The organism is Ochrobactrum sp. BTU1 (assembly GCA_018798825.1).
Classification (GTDB): Bacteria; Pseudomonadota; Alphaproteobacteria; order Rhizobiales; family Rhizobiaceae; genus Brucella.
The window spans coordinates 1,845,965-1,860,570 of sequence record CP076354.1 but is presented as its reverse complement, the minus strand read 5'-3'; the positions used below and the strand labels follow the sequence as shown (position 1 = coordinate 1,860,570).

Here is a 14,606-nt window from a genome sequence, read left to right as displayed (position 1 = left end):
TTCTGCCTTTGAAAACTCGGTTCCGACGCGGTTGTGGCGTGACAGATTGATGGGGCAGATGAATGAACAGTCTTATTAAAACCTTTTGCGCAAGCCTTGCTGTATCGGCTGCCCTGACGGCAATGGCTCCTGCGGCTTTCGCTGCAGATTATATCGAGCCAGTGCCGGAAGTGGTTGTCGCTCCTCCAGCCGTTGGTGGTTGGTATTTGCGTGGCGATATCGGTTATTCCGCAGCGAAATTCCGTGGCGCAACCTACACCTTGCCGGGTGGCGGTGGCTGTAACACCTGTGGTGAAGGCGACCCAGAAATTCATGGCGGCAAGCTGAAGGGTTCGTTCTTGCTGGGCGGTGGTGTTGGTTATCAGGTCACTGATTATTTCCGTACCGACCTGACGCTCGACTATATGACGCGCGCTAAATTCACGAGCGATCGCGATGAAAGCAAGATGTCTGCTTTATCGCTTCTGGCTAACGCCTATGTCGATCTCGGCAATTTCGGCGGCGTTACACCTTACGTCGGTGCCGGTATTGGTGGCACTCGCGTCAAGTGGAACGACCTAGTCGATACCACCAATGGTGGTGTTCTCGAAGGTGATGCTGACTGGCGCTTCACCTACGCGCTTATGGCTGGTGCGTCAGTTGATCTGACACACAATCTCAAGCTTGATGCTGGTTATCGCTTCCGCCATATCAACGGCGGCAAGATGTTCAACGGAAACTATGGCGTTGGCGACGGCTACGACAAGGGCATGAACATCCACGATGTCCGTGTGGGTCTTCGCTACATGTTCGGTGGTTAAAACACTGTAACCTGAAATAAAGCCCGGAACCTCCCGGGCTTTTTTCATTTTATATCCCATAAGCCCGTCAAAATTGCCCATAAATTAGCAATCTGGCTATTTTTTATTTCATATCTTCCGAAATGCCCTTAGAAGGCCGCATCAGAGAGGCGTTGCCTTATAGAAGCATTTTTCGAGACTGTACGCAGTCTGAAGGGAGAGAAATGAAAGCGCTTGTAGCTTTTTCAGATTTTGTCGGCCGCTCTTTTGCTGTCTGGATTATCGTCTTCGCCGTACTTGGTTTTTTGTTGCCATCGACGTTCAGTGTTTTCGCGCCTTGGATTGTCGTGTTGCTGGGCATCATCATGTTTGGCATGGGACTTACGATTTCGACCAAGGATTTTGCGGAGGTCGCCAAACGACCGTTTGAAGTATTGATTGGTGTTTTCGCCCAATTCCTGATTATGCCGCTCCTTGCAGTTTTGCTGACGCGCATTATTCCGATGTCGCCGGAAGTTGCTGCGGGCGTAATTCTAGTTGGCTGTTGCCCGGGTGGCACGGCAAGCAATGTGATGACCTATCTCAGCAAAGGCGATGTGGCCCTTAGCGTTGCTTGCACAAGCGTGACCACCTTGTTGGCCCCGCTGGTAACGCCATTTCTGGTTTGGTTCTTTGCAAGCCAGTATTTGCCGGTTGACGCAATGAGCATGTTCATCAGCATTCTCAAGGTTATTCTCGTACCCCTTGCACTTGGTTTCATTCTGCAGAAGCTGATGCCAAGCCTTGTGAAGGCAGCTGTGCCAATGCTCCCGCTGGTGTCGGTCATCGGCATTGTTTTGATCGTCGCAGCTGTTGTTGCGGTCAATAAGGTTGCAATTGCCCAGTCTGGTGCATTGATCTTCGCGGTCGTCGTTCTGCATAACGGCTTTGGTTTGCTGTTGGGATATTTCGCCGCACGCGCTGCGGGCCTTTCTCTGGCAAAGCGCAAGGCAATCAGCATTGAGGTAGGCATGCAAAACAGTGGCCTTGGTGCAGCTCTTGCGAATGCGCATTTCTCACCCTTGGCGGCAGTTCCGAGTGCCGTTTTCAGTGTGTGGCACAATGTTTCCGGTGCGCTCATCGCAAGCTATTATGCGCGCATGAAAGAAAAGCCATCCGAGAAGTAAATTCTCTGGCATTCGAACCCGCCGGTGCTATTTCGGCGGGTTTACAGCATAAATCCTTAAACTTGAGTCAGTTTGAGGTGAAATTATACTGTAATTTTAGCGTGTTAGAGCGACCTTTGTGCACCTGTTCTGGCACATGGCGCTTTAGAAAAAATAAGCCTTGGACGGTCTTGTGAAATTTTTGCTTTCCGATATTTTCATCAGCGGGCCACGCCTCCCCAACGAGGCGCGTGCTATCTGAGAGGATAGGAAACAAAATGACGACGATTGCGCAGCCGGCAGTTCGCCCGGCTAACCCTAATTTTTCTTCAGGTCCCTGTGCTAAACGCCCCGGCTGGTCGCTTCAAGCGCTTGCCGATGCGCCGCTTGGCCGTTCGCACCGTGCGAAAATCGGCAAGACCAAGCTGAAAGAAGCCATCGACCTTACCCGCGAAATTCTCGGCGTTCCGGCTGATTACCGCATTGGCATCGTGCCTGCATCCGACACGGGTGCGGTTGAAATGGCCTTGTGGTCGCTGCTCGGTGAGCGCGGCGTTGATATGGTCGCGTGGGAAAGCTTCGGCTCCGGCTGGGTCACAGATGTGATCAAGCAGCTCAAGCTGGAAGATACCCGCAGCTTTGTTGCGCCCTATGGCGAACTGGTTGATTTTGCTGAGGTTGATTTCGACCGTGACGTCGTTTTCACCTGGAACGGCACCACATCCGGCGTTCGCGTGCCCAATGCCGATTTCATTCCTGCAAATCGTGAAGGCTTGACCATTTGCGATGCGACCTCGGCTGCTTTCGCGCAGCGCCTTGATTTCGCAAAGCTCGATGTTGTCACTTTCTCATGGCAGAAAGTGCTTGGCGGCGAGGGCGCACACGGCATTCTCATTCTTTCCCCACGCGCTGTTGCGCGTCTGGAAAGCTATAAGCCAGCATGGCCGCTGCCAAAGATTTTCCGCCTGACTTCTGGCGGCAAGCTGATCGAAGGCATCTTCGTTGGCGAAACAATCAACACCCCTTCAATGCTCTGCGTTGAAGATTATCTCGATGCACTGAGCTGGGCGCGTTCTGTCGGCGGTCTCGACGGTCTTGTCGGACGTGCGGATGCAAATTTCGCTGTGCTTGATGCTTTCATCGAGCGGACGCCATGGATCGCTAATCTGGCTCAGAAGCCTGAAACGCGCTCCAACACATCTGTTTGCGTGACGATTGTTGATCCGGAAGTGACGGCGCTTTCGGCTGATGCACAGGCAGCTTTTGCCAAGGGCATCGTCTCGGCGCTCGAAAAAGAAGGCGTTGCCTTCGACATCGGTGCATATCGCGATGCGCCTTCCGGTTTGCGTATCTGGGCGGGTGCTACGGTTGAAGCTTCTGATCTTGAAGCCCTGACTGCATGGCTCGACTGGGCCTTTGCTGCACAGAAAGCTGCTCTGAAAGCCGCTGCATAATCGCAAGCGATGACAGTGCTGTGGCCGGAGTTGGGACGGCCATAGCCTGCTTGCCTTTCATTATCGTACAATTCGAAGGAGGCCCTTATGGCACCTCGCGTACTCGTATCCGATAAATTGTCGCCGACCGCCGTTCAGATTTTCAAAGACCGCGGCGTTGAAGTTGATTACCTGCCAGATCTTGGCAAGGACAAAGAAAAGCTGCTCGAAGTCATCGGCCAATATGATGGTCTTGCTATCCGCTCCGCCACCAAGGCAACGGAAAAGCTGATAGCAGCAGCAACGAAGCTCAAGGTCATTGGTCGCGCCGGTATTGGCGTGGACAATGTCGATATTCCGGCAGCATCGCGCCGTGGTATTATTGTGATGAATACGCCTTTCGGCAATTCGATCACCACTGCAGAACATGCAATTGCACTGATGTTTGCAGTTGCGCGTCAGCTTCCCGAAGCTGACGTTTCCACGCGCGCTGGCAAGTGGGAAAAGAACCGCTTCATGGGCGTGGAAATCACAGGCAAAACGCTTGGTGTGGTTGGTTGCGGCAATATCGGCGCTGTTGTTGCAGCGCGTGGTATCGGCCTCAAGATGCATGTTGTTGCGTTTGATCCGTTTCTATCGGAAGCGCGGGCGCAGGAACTTGGCGTCGAAAAGCTGGAGCTTGATGAGCTTCTGGCGCGTGCCGATTTCATCACACTGCACACGCCACTGACCGACAAGACACGCGGCATCATCAATGCCGACGCACTGGCTAAGACCAAGCCGGGTGTCCGCATTATCAACTGTGCACGCGGCGGTCTGATCGTTGAAAAGGATCTGGTTGCAGCACTGAAATCCGGCCATGTTGCCGGTGCTGGTATCGATGTTTTCGAGACTGAGCCCGCAACAGACAACGAATTGTTCAATCTGCCCAACGTGGTCTGCACACCGCATCTTGGTGCTTCGACTTCCGAAGCGCAGGAAAATGTGGCGATCCAGGTGGCCGAGCAAATGTCGGATTATCTGGTCAAGGGTGCTGTTTCCAACGCAATCAACATGCCGTCGATCACTGCAGAGGAAGCGCCGCGTCTCAAGCCATTCGTCAAGCTCGCAGAAGTTCTGGGCGCTTTTGTCGGTCAGGTGACGGACGAGCCAATTCAGGAAGTCGAAGTGCTTTTTGACGGCTCCACAGCTGGCATGAACACACGCGCTCTGGTCAGTGCAGCACTTGCCGGTCTGATCCGTCCGCAGGTGGCTGATGTGAACATGGTTTCCGCACCGATTATGGTGAAAGAACGTGGAATCATCGTTTCGGAAATCAAGCGCGATAAGTCCGGTATCTTCGACGGCTATATCAAGCTGACCGTGAAGACCACTGAACGTGAACGCTCGATTGCAGGAACGTGCTTCTCTGACGGTAAGGCCCGTTTCATCCAGATCAAGGGAATCAACCTTGATGCGGAAGTCGGTCCGCACATGCTTTATGTCACCAATGTCGACATTCCAGGCATGATCGGTCTGCTCGGAACGATCTGCGGCAAGCACAACATCAACATCGCAAACTTCGCTCTCGGACGTAATCATCCGGGCGGTGATGCCATTGCGATGCTTTATGTCGATGACAGGATTCCACAAGCAGCACTTGACGAACTCATTGCTCAAGAGGCAATCAAGGCGGCAAGACCTTTGGAATTTAACATCGAGGAAGCTTGAGCGACATGACAGACGGGATTGAACAGGCAGAATGGCGGCGAATGCAAGCGCAGGACATAGCGCGCGTAACAGCCGTGGCCAATGTCGTTCATCCCGACTTCTTCGAAGATGAGGCGGTCTTCCGGGACCGCTTCAAAGTCTATCCGGCCGGTTGTTTTGTGCTGGCCAATGGCAGCGAAATTCTCGGTTACGGCATCAGCCATCCATGGCAACTCGATTCGGTGCCTGCGTTGAATTCGATTCTCGGTGAGCTGCCGAAGGAAACCAGCACCTATTATATTCACGACATCGCACTTCTGCCGGTGGTCCGCTCAGGCGGTCAGGCATCGCGTGTGGTCGAACTGATGGCTGCTCAGGCAGAGCGGGATGGTTTCGTCACCATGGCTCTTGTTGCGGTGAATGGTTCTCAGGGATTCTGGGAGAAAAAGGGCTTTGTTACCCGTGATGTGATCGCACTCGAAGAAAAGCTGAAAGGCTATTCGGACGAGGCGCTCTATATGGTCCGCGCCGGCTAAAAGGCGTTTTGCCGCTAAATCGCCATATTCCTGACACCTCTTAGCCATGGTTTTCCACGTTTTGCGAGCCGCTTTTCCACGTTTTGGTGAAAATATTCGCATTTTCTGCATGAAAGAGTCGCGCAAGCGGGATTGAGTCTGTATAGAGACGAGGGATCAGCACCCCGCGTTTCATTGACGGGGTTTGCTTGCGATCCTTGGGCTATATTTACGGCTGAGATGCCGTACCGAGGAGTTTTCTCAATGGCGAATGTAGTTGTCGTCGGGTCGCAATGGGGCGACGAGGGCAAGGGAAAGATCGTGGACTGGTTGTCCGAGCGCGCCGATGTGATCGTGCGCTATCAGGGCGGTCATAACGCGGGTCATACGCTTGTCATCGATGGCGTCAGCTACAAGCTTTCGCTTCTGCCATCCGGCCTTGTACGCGGCAAACTGAGCGTGATCGGCAATGGTGTTGTGGTTGACCCGCATCATTTCGTCATGGAAGTCGAAAAGCTGCGCGGCCAGGGCATCGAAATCACCCCTGAAGTTCTGCGTATTGCAGAAAACGCACCGCTTATTCTGTCCGTTCATCGCGAACTGGATGCGATGCGTGAAGGCGCTACCGAAGGCCTCAAGATCGGCACCACCAAGCGCGGTATCGGCCCTGCATATGAAGACAAGGTTGGCCGTCGTGCGATCCGCGTCATCGATCTGACCGAACTAGACACCTTAGAGCCAAAGGTTGAGCGTCTGCTTGCTCACCACAATCTGCTGCGTCGCGGCATGGGCCTTGAGGAAATCGCGGTTGCGACCATTATTGAAGAGCTGACCTCGGTTGCAGACAAGATTCTCCCTTATATCGATCAGGTCTGGCGCGTTCTCGACGAACGCCGCAAGGCTGGCGACCGCATCCTTTTCGAAGGTGCGCAGGGCGCGCTTCTTGATAACGACCACGGCACCTATCCGTTCGTCACCTCGTCCAACACTGTTGCCGGTCAGGCAGCTGCCGGTTCGGGTCTTGGTCCGACAGCAATCGGTTATGTTCTCGGCATTACCAAGGCTTACACCACTCGCGTTGGTGAAGGTCCGTTTCCGACCGAACTCAACGATGAAATCGGCGAATTCCTTGGCACCAAGGGCCATGAATTTGGCGTGGTGACGGGTCGTAAGCGTCGTTGCGGCTGGTTCGATGCCGTTATCGTTCGCCAGACGGTTCGCACTTCGGGCATCACCGGTATTGCACTGACCAAGCTTGATGTTCTCGACGGTCTTGAAGAAATCAAGATCTGCGTGGCCTATGAGCTTGATGGCAAGCGCATCGACTATCTGCCATCCTCGATGGGTGCGCAGGCTCGCGTGAAGCCGATCTATGAAACGCTGCCGGGCTGGTCGGAAACGACAGCTGGTGCGCGTTCGTGGAACGATCTTCCAGCGCAGGCTGTCAAATATGTCCGCCACATCGAAGAGCTGATCGGCGCGCCGGTTGCAATGCTTTCGACGAGCCCTGAACGCGAAGACACGATCCTCGTTACCGATCCATTTCAGGATTGATTGATCTGAACTTCGGTTCTGCAAAAATAAAACACCCGGTTTGTCATCATGGCGGACCGGGTATTTTTTTAAGGTTTTTTCGCGATCATTTTGAAAGCGTTCACTTAATCGTTGCCGCAACCTTTGCTTTCCATCGATTATTGTGATTATTGAGACATTTACTGCATTTCGAACTCGCGGAAACTGGGTAAAACGGCATGGCGGATTTTGTAGCGGTTCTGAAAAAGACAATCGATGCGCAGGCAGACAAATCGCCTGAACTGCGGCAGCGTGTCTATGCAAAGGCACGCGCGACGATTGAACAGAAGCTTGTGACGGCGAATGCCTCGCAAGTTGTCGCTGTTCGCCAGCGCAAAATCCTCGAAGACGCTATTGAAGAAGTTGAAGCCTTTTATGCGCCTCCAGCTTCCCAAGCGGCTTTTGAAGAACCCCAGACCGATCCGTTGGAAGATTTTCTACACGAATCAACGCGTGCGGCAAACGCATCTTCTTATGCTGATCGCGAACCGCAGATCGCAACCGAGCCCCGCTACTCGGATGATGACCATGACAAAGAAGATGAAGCATCGCAGGTTCAGCCCGATCGTCGCGATGACTGGGGAGTGGAACGCGACCAGAATCGCGCAGACGAGAAGGCCTTTGCACGTCGCGGTGAATATACCGAACGCAGCAGCCCGAAGGAAAAGCGTTCCTACAAGGGGCTAATCATCGGTCTTATTGCTGTACTCGCTCTTGGTGGCGCAGGCTATGGCGTTTGGGCAAACAAGGACAAGCTTCAGGAATTGGCATCAAGCCTTGGTCGCAGCGACGCACCGGCAAGCGGGGATAGCGGTACAGCGCAACAGCCTGACGGGCAAACGCCTCCGGCGGGACAGACTGCAGGCTCCGAACAGCCGCAGACGGGCGAGACACAAACCGGTCAGCAGCCGTCAACGCCTGAAGAACAGAAGATGACGCAGCGTCTGATGCCGGATGGCAGCGAAGTCGATGACGGTCCATCGGGCGGTCAGAACGGTTTGGGTGAAGGCAAGTCGACAGCGGCTTCAACGCCTGGTGCCGAACAAACCAATACCCAGAATCAGCAGCAGCCTCAGCAGGCCGTGGCCGTTGGCCAGCAGGCGCTTCTTTATGAAGAGCGTGGCGGCACGGAATCAGGTTCTGTTGAACGTGGCAATGTCGTCTGGTCGGAGATTCAGGAAAGCCCGAGTGAAGGTGAGCCTGCAGCTCCAGCTATTCGCGCCAGCGTCACCATGCCTGACAGCAAGGTTGAGCTGAAAATGACGGTTCGCAAAAATACGGATCAGTCGATTCCAGCGAGCCATCTGATCGAAATGGTCTTCACCGTTCCGGATAATTTTGCCGGCGGTGTCGTCGATAATGTGCAGCGTATAACGTTCAAAGATACGGAACAGGCAGCTGGCAATCCGCTGATTGCAGTTCCTTCCAAGATTGCGGATAATTTCTTCATTATCTGGCTTAATGACGCAAAGACTGCACAGGATACCAATCTTTCGCTGATGCGTCGTTTGCAGTGGATCGATATTCCGATTTCCTATCGCAATGGCCGTCGCGCACTGATCAGCCTTGAAAAAGGTGTTCCGGGCGAGAAAGTCTTCAATGACGTTCTGGGCGCAAGCTAAACGAGACGAAATAAAAAAGGCCGCTTTGAGCGGCCTTTTCGTTTCAGCGATATACGCTTGATTATTTCTTTTCAGAGAAAGCCTTGATCGCCTTGGCTACTTCGTTTGCTGCGGTTTCAGCAGTATCGAAGCCGCCGAGTTCAACAGACTTGCGGCCTTCCGGCAGCTGCTTGTAAACGCGGAAGAAAGCTTCAAGGCGCTGCTGCTCGATCTTTGGCAGATCAGCAATTTCCTTGATGTTGTCATAGGTCGGGTCGATCTTCGAGGTAGGGACAGCGACAATCTTGTCGTCGGTCTCGCCGCCATCGATCATCTTGAGAACGCCGATTGGGCGAACCTTGATGATTGCGCCTGGAACGATTGGTTCGCGGGTGTAGACGAGCGCGTCGAGCGGATCGCCGTCGCCTGCCAGCGTGCTGGTGATCGAGCCGTAATTGGCCGGATAGACGACTGGCATCGACTGATAGCGATCGACGATGATGTGGCCGGTCTTGTCGTTGATTTCGTATTTGGTGAAGCTGCCCTGTGGGATTTCAATGGCAGTGAAGAATTCTTTTCCGTCCTGCTCTTTCTGAGGATAGTCCAGATAAGAGACATATTCAGACGCAGATACAGCAGTGGCAGCAGTAAGAGCGAGCGTTGCAGCAAGCAGGAGCTTTTTCATTGGGAGACCTTCAGGCTTCGGTGAAACACGTCACGTTGCCTAAAGCCATTCCATTACAGTTATTTGACGGTTTTTTATCGGTTAGATGACAGGTTGCATCGAATGATGCTTCGGCGGATCGAAACCCGATCCTGCATGAAAATCAGACTTTGTTTTTCTTGATACATTTCAAAAGCAAACTGCCGCAAAACGGTTTCCCACTTTGCGGCAGTAGAAGGGTCTGAAAATTATCAGTTTCAGGCGTGAGCTTCCTCGACATGGTTCAACGCCTTCTGCTGTTTAAAAGCTGCAGCCTTGACGGCAGCCTGTACTTTTTCAAAGGCACGCACTTCGATCTGGCGCACGCGTTCACGGCTGATGCCAAACTCGCCGGAAAGGTCTTCCAGCGTCATTGGGTCTTCCGAAAGGCGGCGGGCTTCAAAGATGCGACGTTCACGTTCGTTAAGCGTGTCCATGGCCTGTTCAAGCAGCGAGCGGCGGCTTTCCAGTTCGTCCTGCTCGATCAGAACCTGTTCCTGGCTGCTGCTATCGTCAACGAGCCAATCCTGCCATTCGCCCGATTCACCTTCGCTTGCGCGCAGTGGCGCATTGAGCGAAGCGTCACCCGACAGACGGCGGTTCATGGAAACCACTTCGTCTTCGCTAACCTTCAGCTTGGTCGCAATCTGCTTGACCTGATCCGGGTTGAGATCGCCATCGTCCAGCGCCTGAATCTTGCTCTTCATCTTGCGCAGATTGAAGAACAGGCGCTTCTGGTTGGCAGTCGTACCCATCTTCACAAGGCTCCACGAACGCAGGATATATTCCTGGATCGAAGCCTTGATCCACCACATCGCATATGTGGCCAGGCGGAAGCCGCGTTCCGGCTCGAAGCGCTTGACTGCCTGCATGAGACCGACATTGCCTTCGGAGATGACTTCGCCAATTGGCAAGCCATAACCGCGATAGCCCATTGCAATCTTCGCGACGAGGCGAAGATGGCTGGTCACCAGCTTGTGTGCGGCTTTCGGATCAGTGTGCTCGTGATAGCGCTTCGCCAGCATGTATTCTTCCTGCGGCTGAAGCATTGGAAAGCGGCGAATTTCTTCCAGATAACGGGTTAGGCCACCGTCACCGGATGTGATGCTTGGGAGATTAACCTGGGCCATAGAGCACCCTCCTTTATAATTTCAGGCTCCCTTTTGGCGAACCTGTCACGCTGGCTGCCTCCTGCACTTCCATCGTGAGCTTACATATATAGGTATGATTTTGGCGAAAACACGATCCTTAACCTCATGAAACAATGTGTCACTAGAATGTGAACAGTTGCCCAAGCTTAAAGGGCCGCACCGAATGGGCTGCAACCTTTTACAGCGGTTCCAGTTAAGACTGAATCGTTGGAACCGCTGAAACTATTTTTACGCATTGTCCGACGCAAAACCGCTTCGCACTTTTGCTGGAAATGCCATACGATACCGTGTTTCCGCCCTGAAAATGCAGTTTTTACAGGTCGTTTCATGCAGTGTGAAACTGCTAGATTTATCAATATTATATAGAGTGCTGGCGGAAATTTTCCAGAAGCTGCTCCATATCTTCGGGCACATCCGCTTCAAAACGCATGATTTCTTCCGTTGTCGGATGGGTGAATGCCAGCAAAAAGGCATGTAGCGCCTGACGATGGAAACCCTGCACCGCGTTTTTCAGTGGCTCAGGCAGCTTGTTTGCCTTGGTCTTGTATGCGCTGCCATAATCCATGTCGCCGACGAGCGGATGGCCGATATGAGCCATGTGGACGCGGATCTGGTGGGTGCGTCCGGTCTCAAGGCGGCATTCGACGAGCGAGGCCAAGGCTGTCGCATCTTCGCGCGGGGCGAATTTTTCAATCGTCGAATAGTGTGTGATGGCATGGCGCGCATCTTCACGTTCTTCGTTGACGACTGCCTGTTTGGTGCGGTCGCGATGCGAGCGGCCAAGATGGGCGTCGATATTGCCCTGCGGACGCTCGGTCATGCCCCAGACAAGTGCGAGATAGGCGCGTTCCAAATCGCCGGTACGGCCATGATCGGCAAACTGCTCGCTTAAATGCCGATGGGAATGGTCGTTCTTGGCAACGACCATGACGCCACTGGTATCCTTGTCGAGACGGTGAACGATGCCCGGACGACGGATTCCTCCGATGCCGGACAAGCTATCGCCACAATGATATATGAGGGCATTGACGAGCGTTCCCGTCCAGTTGCCGTTGCCCGGATGGACAACCAGGCCTGCGGGCTTGTTGATGACGATGAGATCATCGTCTTCATAGAGAATATCCAGCGGGATGTTTTCGCCTTGCGGGTCGGCAGGTTCAGGCTCTGGCAGCACGACGGTAATCTTCATACCTTCGCGCAGCTTTTGCTTTGCACCACTGGCAGGGACATCATCGATGGTCACATGGCCATCAGCAATCAGGGACTGGACGCGACTGCGGGAGAGTTCCGGCCCCAATGCTGCGGCCAGCCACTGGTCTAATCTTTTGCCTGCAGCATCGAGGTCGGCAATTAGTTCTTTCAATTGTCTCTTCCCTTCGTTATCACGCGCCCACGCGGGTGCATGAACCGGAGTCATTTAATGCAGGATCCACACTATCCCCGATATCAGAATCAGCAGGATTCCGGATATCAGGACTATCAGCAGGGCTATTATCCGGAAGAGCAACAGCCGGAACCCCCGCTTGATCCAGCGATGGAGAAAGTCCGTCGCAAGATGATCCGTCTGCTTGCGGTTTCCATCGGTGTTATGTTGATTGGTCTTATGGCTGTGCTTGTCGCAGTTGTCTACAAGATCAATCGTGCTCCGGACGCAACAGAGACCGAAGCTGCCCGTTCCGACATTCCAGGACAGGCTGCAATTGCACCCCCTCAGCCGGAACCAGTCAAGTTGATCGAATCGCAGATCGAACTTGCACCGGGCACACGCCTGTTGTCACAGAGCCTTTCTGGTCAGCAGCTTTCGCTGGAAACATTGTTGCCGGATGGCGGCACGGAAATTATCGTTTACGACTATCGCGAATCTCGCATCGTTGGCCGTATTAAACTCGGCAATGTCGAGTAATCGATGAGTTTGAGGGCGGCAGCGATGCCGCCTTTTCCAATTTTATCATATTATTGTGCTCTTGATTGCACTCGGGCCTTTTCAGGCTTATATCGGCAGTAGCTTTTGCTCCGCGCCCATCGTCTAGCGGTTAGGACGGCGCCCTCTCACGGCGCAAACAGGGGTTCGATTCCCCTTGGGCGTACCAGCCATTTCAACAACCTCAATCAAATCGATCGACTTGCAAATTGATATGACGTCAATTTGTGGCAAACATGCACGCGCACTTTTTGAGATGCCTGATGTCTCTAGCATTCCATCTCAACGTCGCTTAATGAAATAAGTAACTGATAATGTTTGCGACAAATCTACTCCCGATTAAAGACAGGTCGACACAAGTCGAACCGCTAGAATACTGAGAGTGAAAAAATGCGTCTTACGAAATACGCCTTTATCTTAAGCGCCGCTTTGGGAATTTACGCACCCTTGCAGGTTCCGGCACTGGCTCAGGCCGGGTTCGACTGTGGTAAAGCTTCGAGCGCAACGGAAAAAGCAATTTGCTCTAAGCCGGATATTGCCGAAGCGGATCGCGCGATGTCGCTGGCCTATTCTGCACTGCTTGAGAGATCCAGCCCGGCCTTGAAGACAGCGCTTCGCAACGATCAGGCCGCCTTTATCAAGACCCGGTCTGAAGCATTTGAAAGCAATTTGTCCAATCTGGACAACAGACTGACCGGCTTGCATGACCGGACAGAGATGCGTGCAGAGTTCCTGAACTGGGTGTCGGTTGTCGACAACACTTCGCTTGAAGGCAAATGGAGCAATGCCTGGGGCGTCATTAATGTCGAGAAGGACCAATCTGGAAAGCTCACCGTGAGCCTTGATGTTGCCGATCAGGCAAACGGCACCTGGGTATGCAGCTTCAGTGGTGCGCTTGAGCAGAAATCAGCCAGTGAGGCTGAATTCAAAGGTGATGGTGGCCCTCTGGTGTTGCGTCTCGACGGGGCCACGCTCAATGTTCCGACACCGTTCTGCGATGAGACAACATCAGGTGGCTTTGGCACTGCGGCTGGCACGTATTTCCGGATGGGTGCCCCTTAGCCGCTGATATTGCCGGCGTGCCATTATGTTATGTTCTGCTCAGGAACTTAATCGAGGAACTGGCCGGGCATGAACCAATCGAAATCTGTCAGAAAGCGGAATTGGTGCTTCGCGGCGATCATATCCCTGATTTTTGGGGCCGTGACGGCATTCATTTTCTATTACATTGTCTTCTTCGGCGTGGGTAGCGACGGCTACCTCGTCATTTTCTGTGTTTATACGGCGCCGGTAGGGATCCTTTTTGGTCTTTGGGGCCTGTTTTACTGGCGCAGCTCTGTTGCTTTCCTAGGGCTGGTTCTAAGCTTTTCGCCCCTTGTCTATCTGTGATTACACGATGAAAAGGGTTCCTCAGCAGGCGTGAGCGATAAATGGTCTGGGGAGATGTTCCAATGCCAGTTGCGAAAATTTGCAACTGGCGCTCGGGAGGTGCATAATCGCGCTATGAGTGAATCGCACAAAAAACCCGATTATGAGTATGAGCTGCGGCAGGCTGGGGTCCGAATTACACGGCCACGCCGCATCATTCTCAATATTTTGACCGAAACGGAAGACCATCCGGATGCGCTTGAGATTTTTCGGCGCGCGGTCGAGATCGATACCAGCATTTCGCTTTCGACTGTCTATCGGACAATGAAGCTGCTGGAAGAGCGCGGCGCAATTCATCGTCATGCTTTTGCTGGCGGGCCGTCGCGCTTTGAACAGGCGAGTGGCGCCCATCATGACCATATCATCGATATGGACAGTGGCGAGGTCGTCGAATTTCGCTCCGACAAGATCGAAAAACTGCAGGAAGAGATCGCCCGCACGCTCGGTTATGAGATCGTTCATCACCGTCTCGAACTTTATTGTAAAAAAATAAAATCCTAACGGAACTAAAATCGCTCATCGGCGTTTTGCATATGAAGACCACAACCCGCCCCGCAAGTGGTCTTCATCGCCCGCTTCAATCTCCCCGTATGAAGTGGGCAGCGAGAATGCCGCGCAGACGCCCCCGTTTATGCAGCTGGCGTTCCGCATATTCAAAGAAAAGCCGTT

The 14,606-nt window shown here is 53.3% G+C and carries 14 protein-coding genes and 1 tRNA gene; 12 read left to right on the top strand and 3 right to left on the bottom strand.

Going from position 1 to position 14,606, the window contains the following annotated elements:
* Positions 1-62: 62 nt before the first annotated feature.
* The 7 genes from KMS41_09020 (at position 63) to KMS41_08990 (ending at position 8,755) form a co-directional block, all read left to right on the top strand.
* Positions 63-800 (top strand): porin family protein, encoded by a 738-nt coding sequence (locus KMS41_09020; protein QWK77233.1) that lies wholly within the window; start codon positions 63-65, stop codon positions 798-800.
* A 203-nt stretch (positions 801-1,003) separates the two neighbouring features.
* Positions 1,004-1,945, top strand: coding sequence for a bile acid:sodium symporter family protein (locus tag KMS41_09015; GenBank protein QWK77232.1), 942 nt, complete (start codon positions 1,004-1,006; stop codon positions 1,943-1,945).
* Between the two features lie 257 nt (positions 1,946-2,202).
* Positions 2,203-3,378, top strand: coding sequence for a phosphoserine transaminase (locus KMS41_09010; GenBank protein ID QWK77231.1), 1,176 nt, complete (start codon positions 2,203-2,205; stop codon positions 3,376-3,378).
* Positions 3,379-3,465: 87 nt separating this feature from the next.
* Complete coding sequence (serA, locus tag KMS41_09005) at positions 3,466-5,067, top strand: phosphoglycerate dehydrogenase (protein QWK77230.1); 1,602 nt, start codon at positions 3,466-3,468, stop codon at positions 5,065-5,067.
* A 5-nt stretch (positions 5,068-5,072) separates the two neighbouring features.
* Entirely contained in the window at positions 5,073-5,582 is a 510-nt protein-coding gene (locus tag KMS41_09000; GenBank protein ID QWK77229.1) for a GNAT family N-acetyltransferase, read from the top strand.
* 243 nt (positions 5,583-5,825) lie between these two features.
* Positions 5,826-7,115 carry an adenylosuccinate synthase gene (locus KMS41_08995; protein QWK77228.1) on the top strand — a complete coding sequence of 430 codons (1,290 nt, stop codon included), beginning with the start codon at positions 5,826-5,828 and terminating at the stop codon, positions 7,113-7,115.
* Between the two features lie 197 nt (positions 7,116-7,312).
* Entirely contained in the window at positions 7,313-8,755 is a 1,443-nt protein-coding gene (locus tag KMS41_08990; GenBank protein QWK77227.1) for a transcriptional regulator, read from the top strand.
* A gap of 61 nt (positions 8,756-8,816) precedes the next feature.
* Here KMS41_08990 and KMS41_08985 read toward each other — a convergent pair whose 3' ends face one another.
* The 3 genes from KMS41_08985 to KMS41_08975 form a co-directional block, all read right to left on the bottom strand.
* Entirely contained in the window at positions 8,817-9,419 is a 603-nt protein-coding gene (locus KMS41_08985; protein ID QWK77226.1) for an inorganic diphosphatase, read from the bottom strand.
* A gap of 236 nt (positions 9,420-9,655) precedes the next feature.
* Positions 9,656-10,567 (bottom strand): RNA polymerase sigma factor RpoH, encoded by a 912-nt coding sequence (gene rpoH / locus KMS41_08980; protein ID QWK77225.1) that lies wholly within the window; start codon positions 10,565-10,567, stop codon positions 9,656-9,658.
* A gap of 379 nt (positions 10,568-10,946) precedes the next feature.
* A complete protein-coding gene (locus KMS41_08975) occupies positions 10,947-12,005 on the bottom strand; it encodes an RluA family pseudouridine synthase (protein ID QWK77224.1) in 1,059 nt (352 codons plus the stop codon).
* A gap of 3 nt (positions 12,006-12,008) precedes the next feature.
* On the opposite strand from KMS41_08975, the gene KMS41_08970 reads away from it, so the two are divergent.
* The 5 genes from KMS41_08970 to KMS41_08950 all read left to right on the top strand — a co-directional run bounded on the left by KMS41_08970 (position 12,009) and on the right by KMS41_08950 (position 14,438).
* Positions 12,009-12,491, top strand: a complete 483-nt coding sequence (locus KMS41_08970) for a hypothetical protein (protein ID QWK77223.1) — start codon at positions 12,009-12,011, stop codon at positions 12,489-12,491.
* 112 nt (positions 12,492-12,603) lie between these two features.
* Positions 12,604-12,678: transfer RNA gene (locus tag KMS41_08965), tRNA-Glu, on the top strand.
* 221 nt (positions 12,679-12,899) lie between these two features.
* Entirely contained in the window at positions 12,900-13,571 is a 672-nt protein-coding gene (locus KMS41_08960; protein QWK77222.1) for a DUF1311 domain-containing protein, read from the top strand.
* Positions 13,572-13,640: 69 nt separating this feature from the next.
* The gene (locus KMS41_08955; GenBank protein ID QWK77221.1) at positions 13,641-13,898 is read left to right on the top strand and encodes a hypothetical protein; all 258 of its coding nucleotides are present in this window, start codon (positions 13,641-13,643) and stop codon (positions 13,896-13,898) included.
* A 114-nt stretch (positions 13,899-14,012) separates the two neighbouring features.
* A complete protein-coding gene (locus KMS41_08950; protein ID QWK77220.1) occupies positions 14,013-14,438 on the top strand; it encodes a transcriptional repressor in 426 nt (141 codons plus the stop codon).
* Positions 14,439-14,606 lie beyond the last annotated feature (168 nt).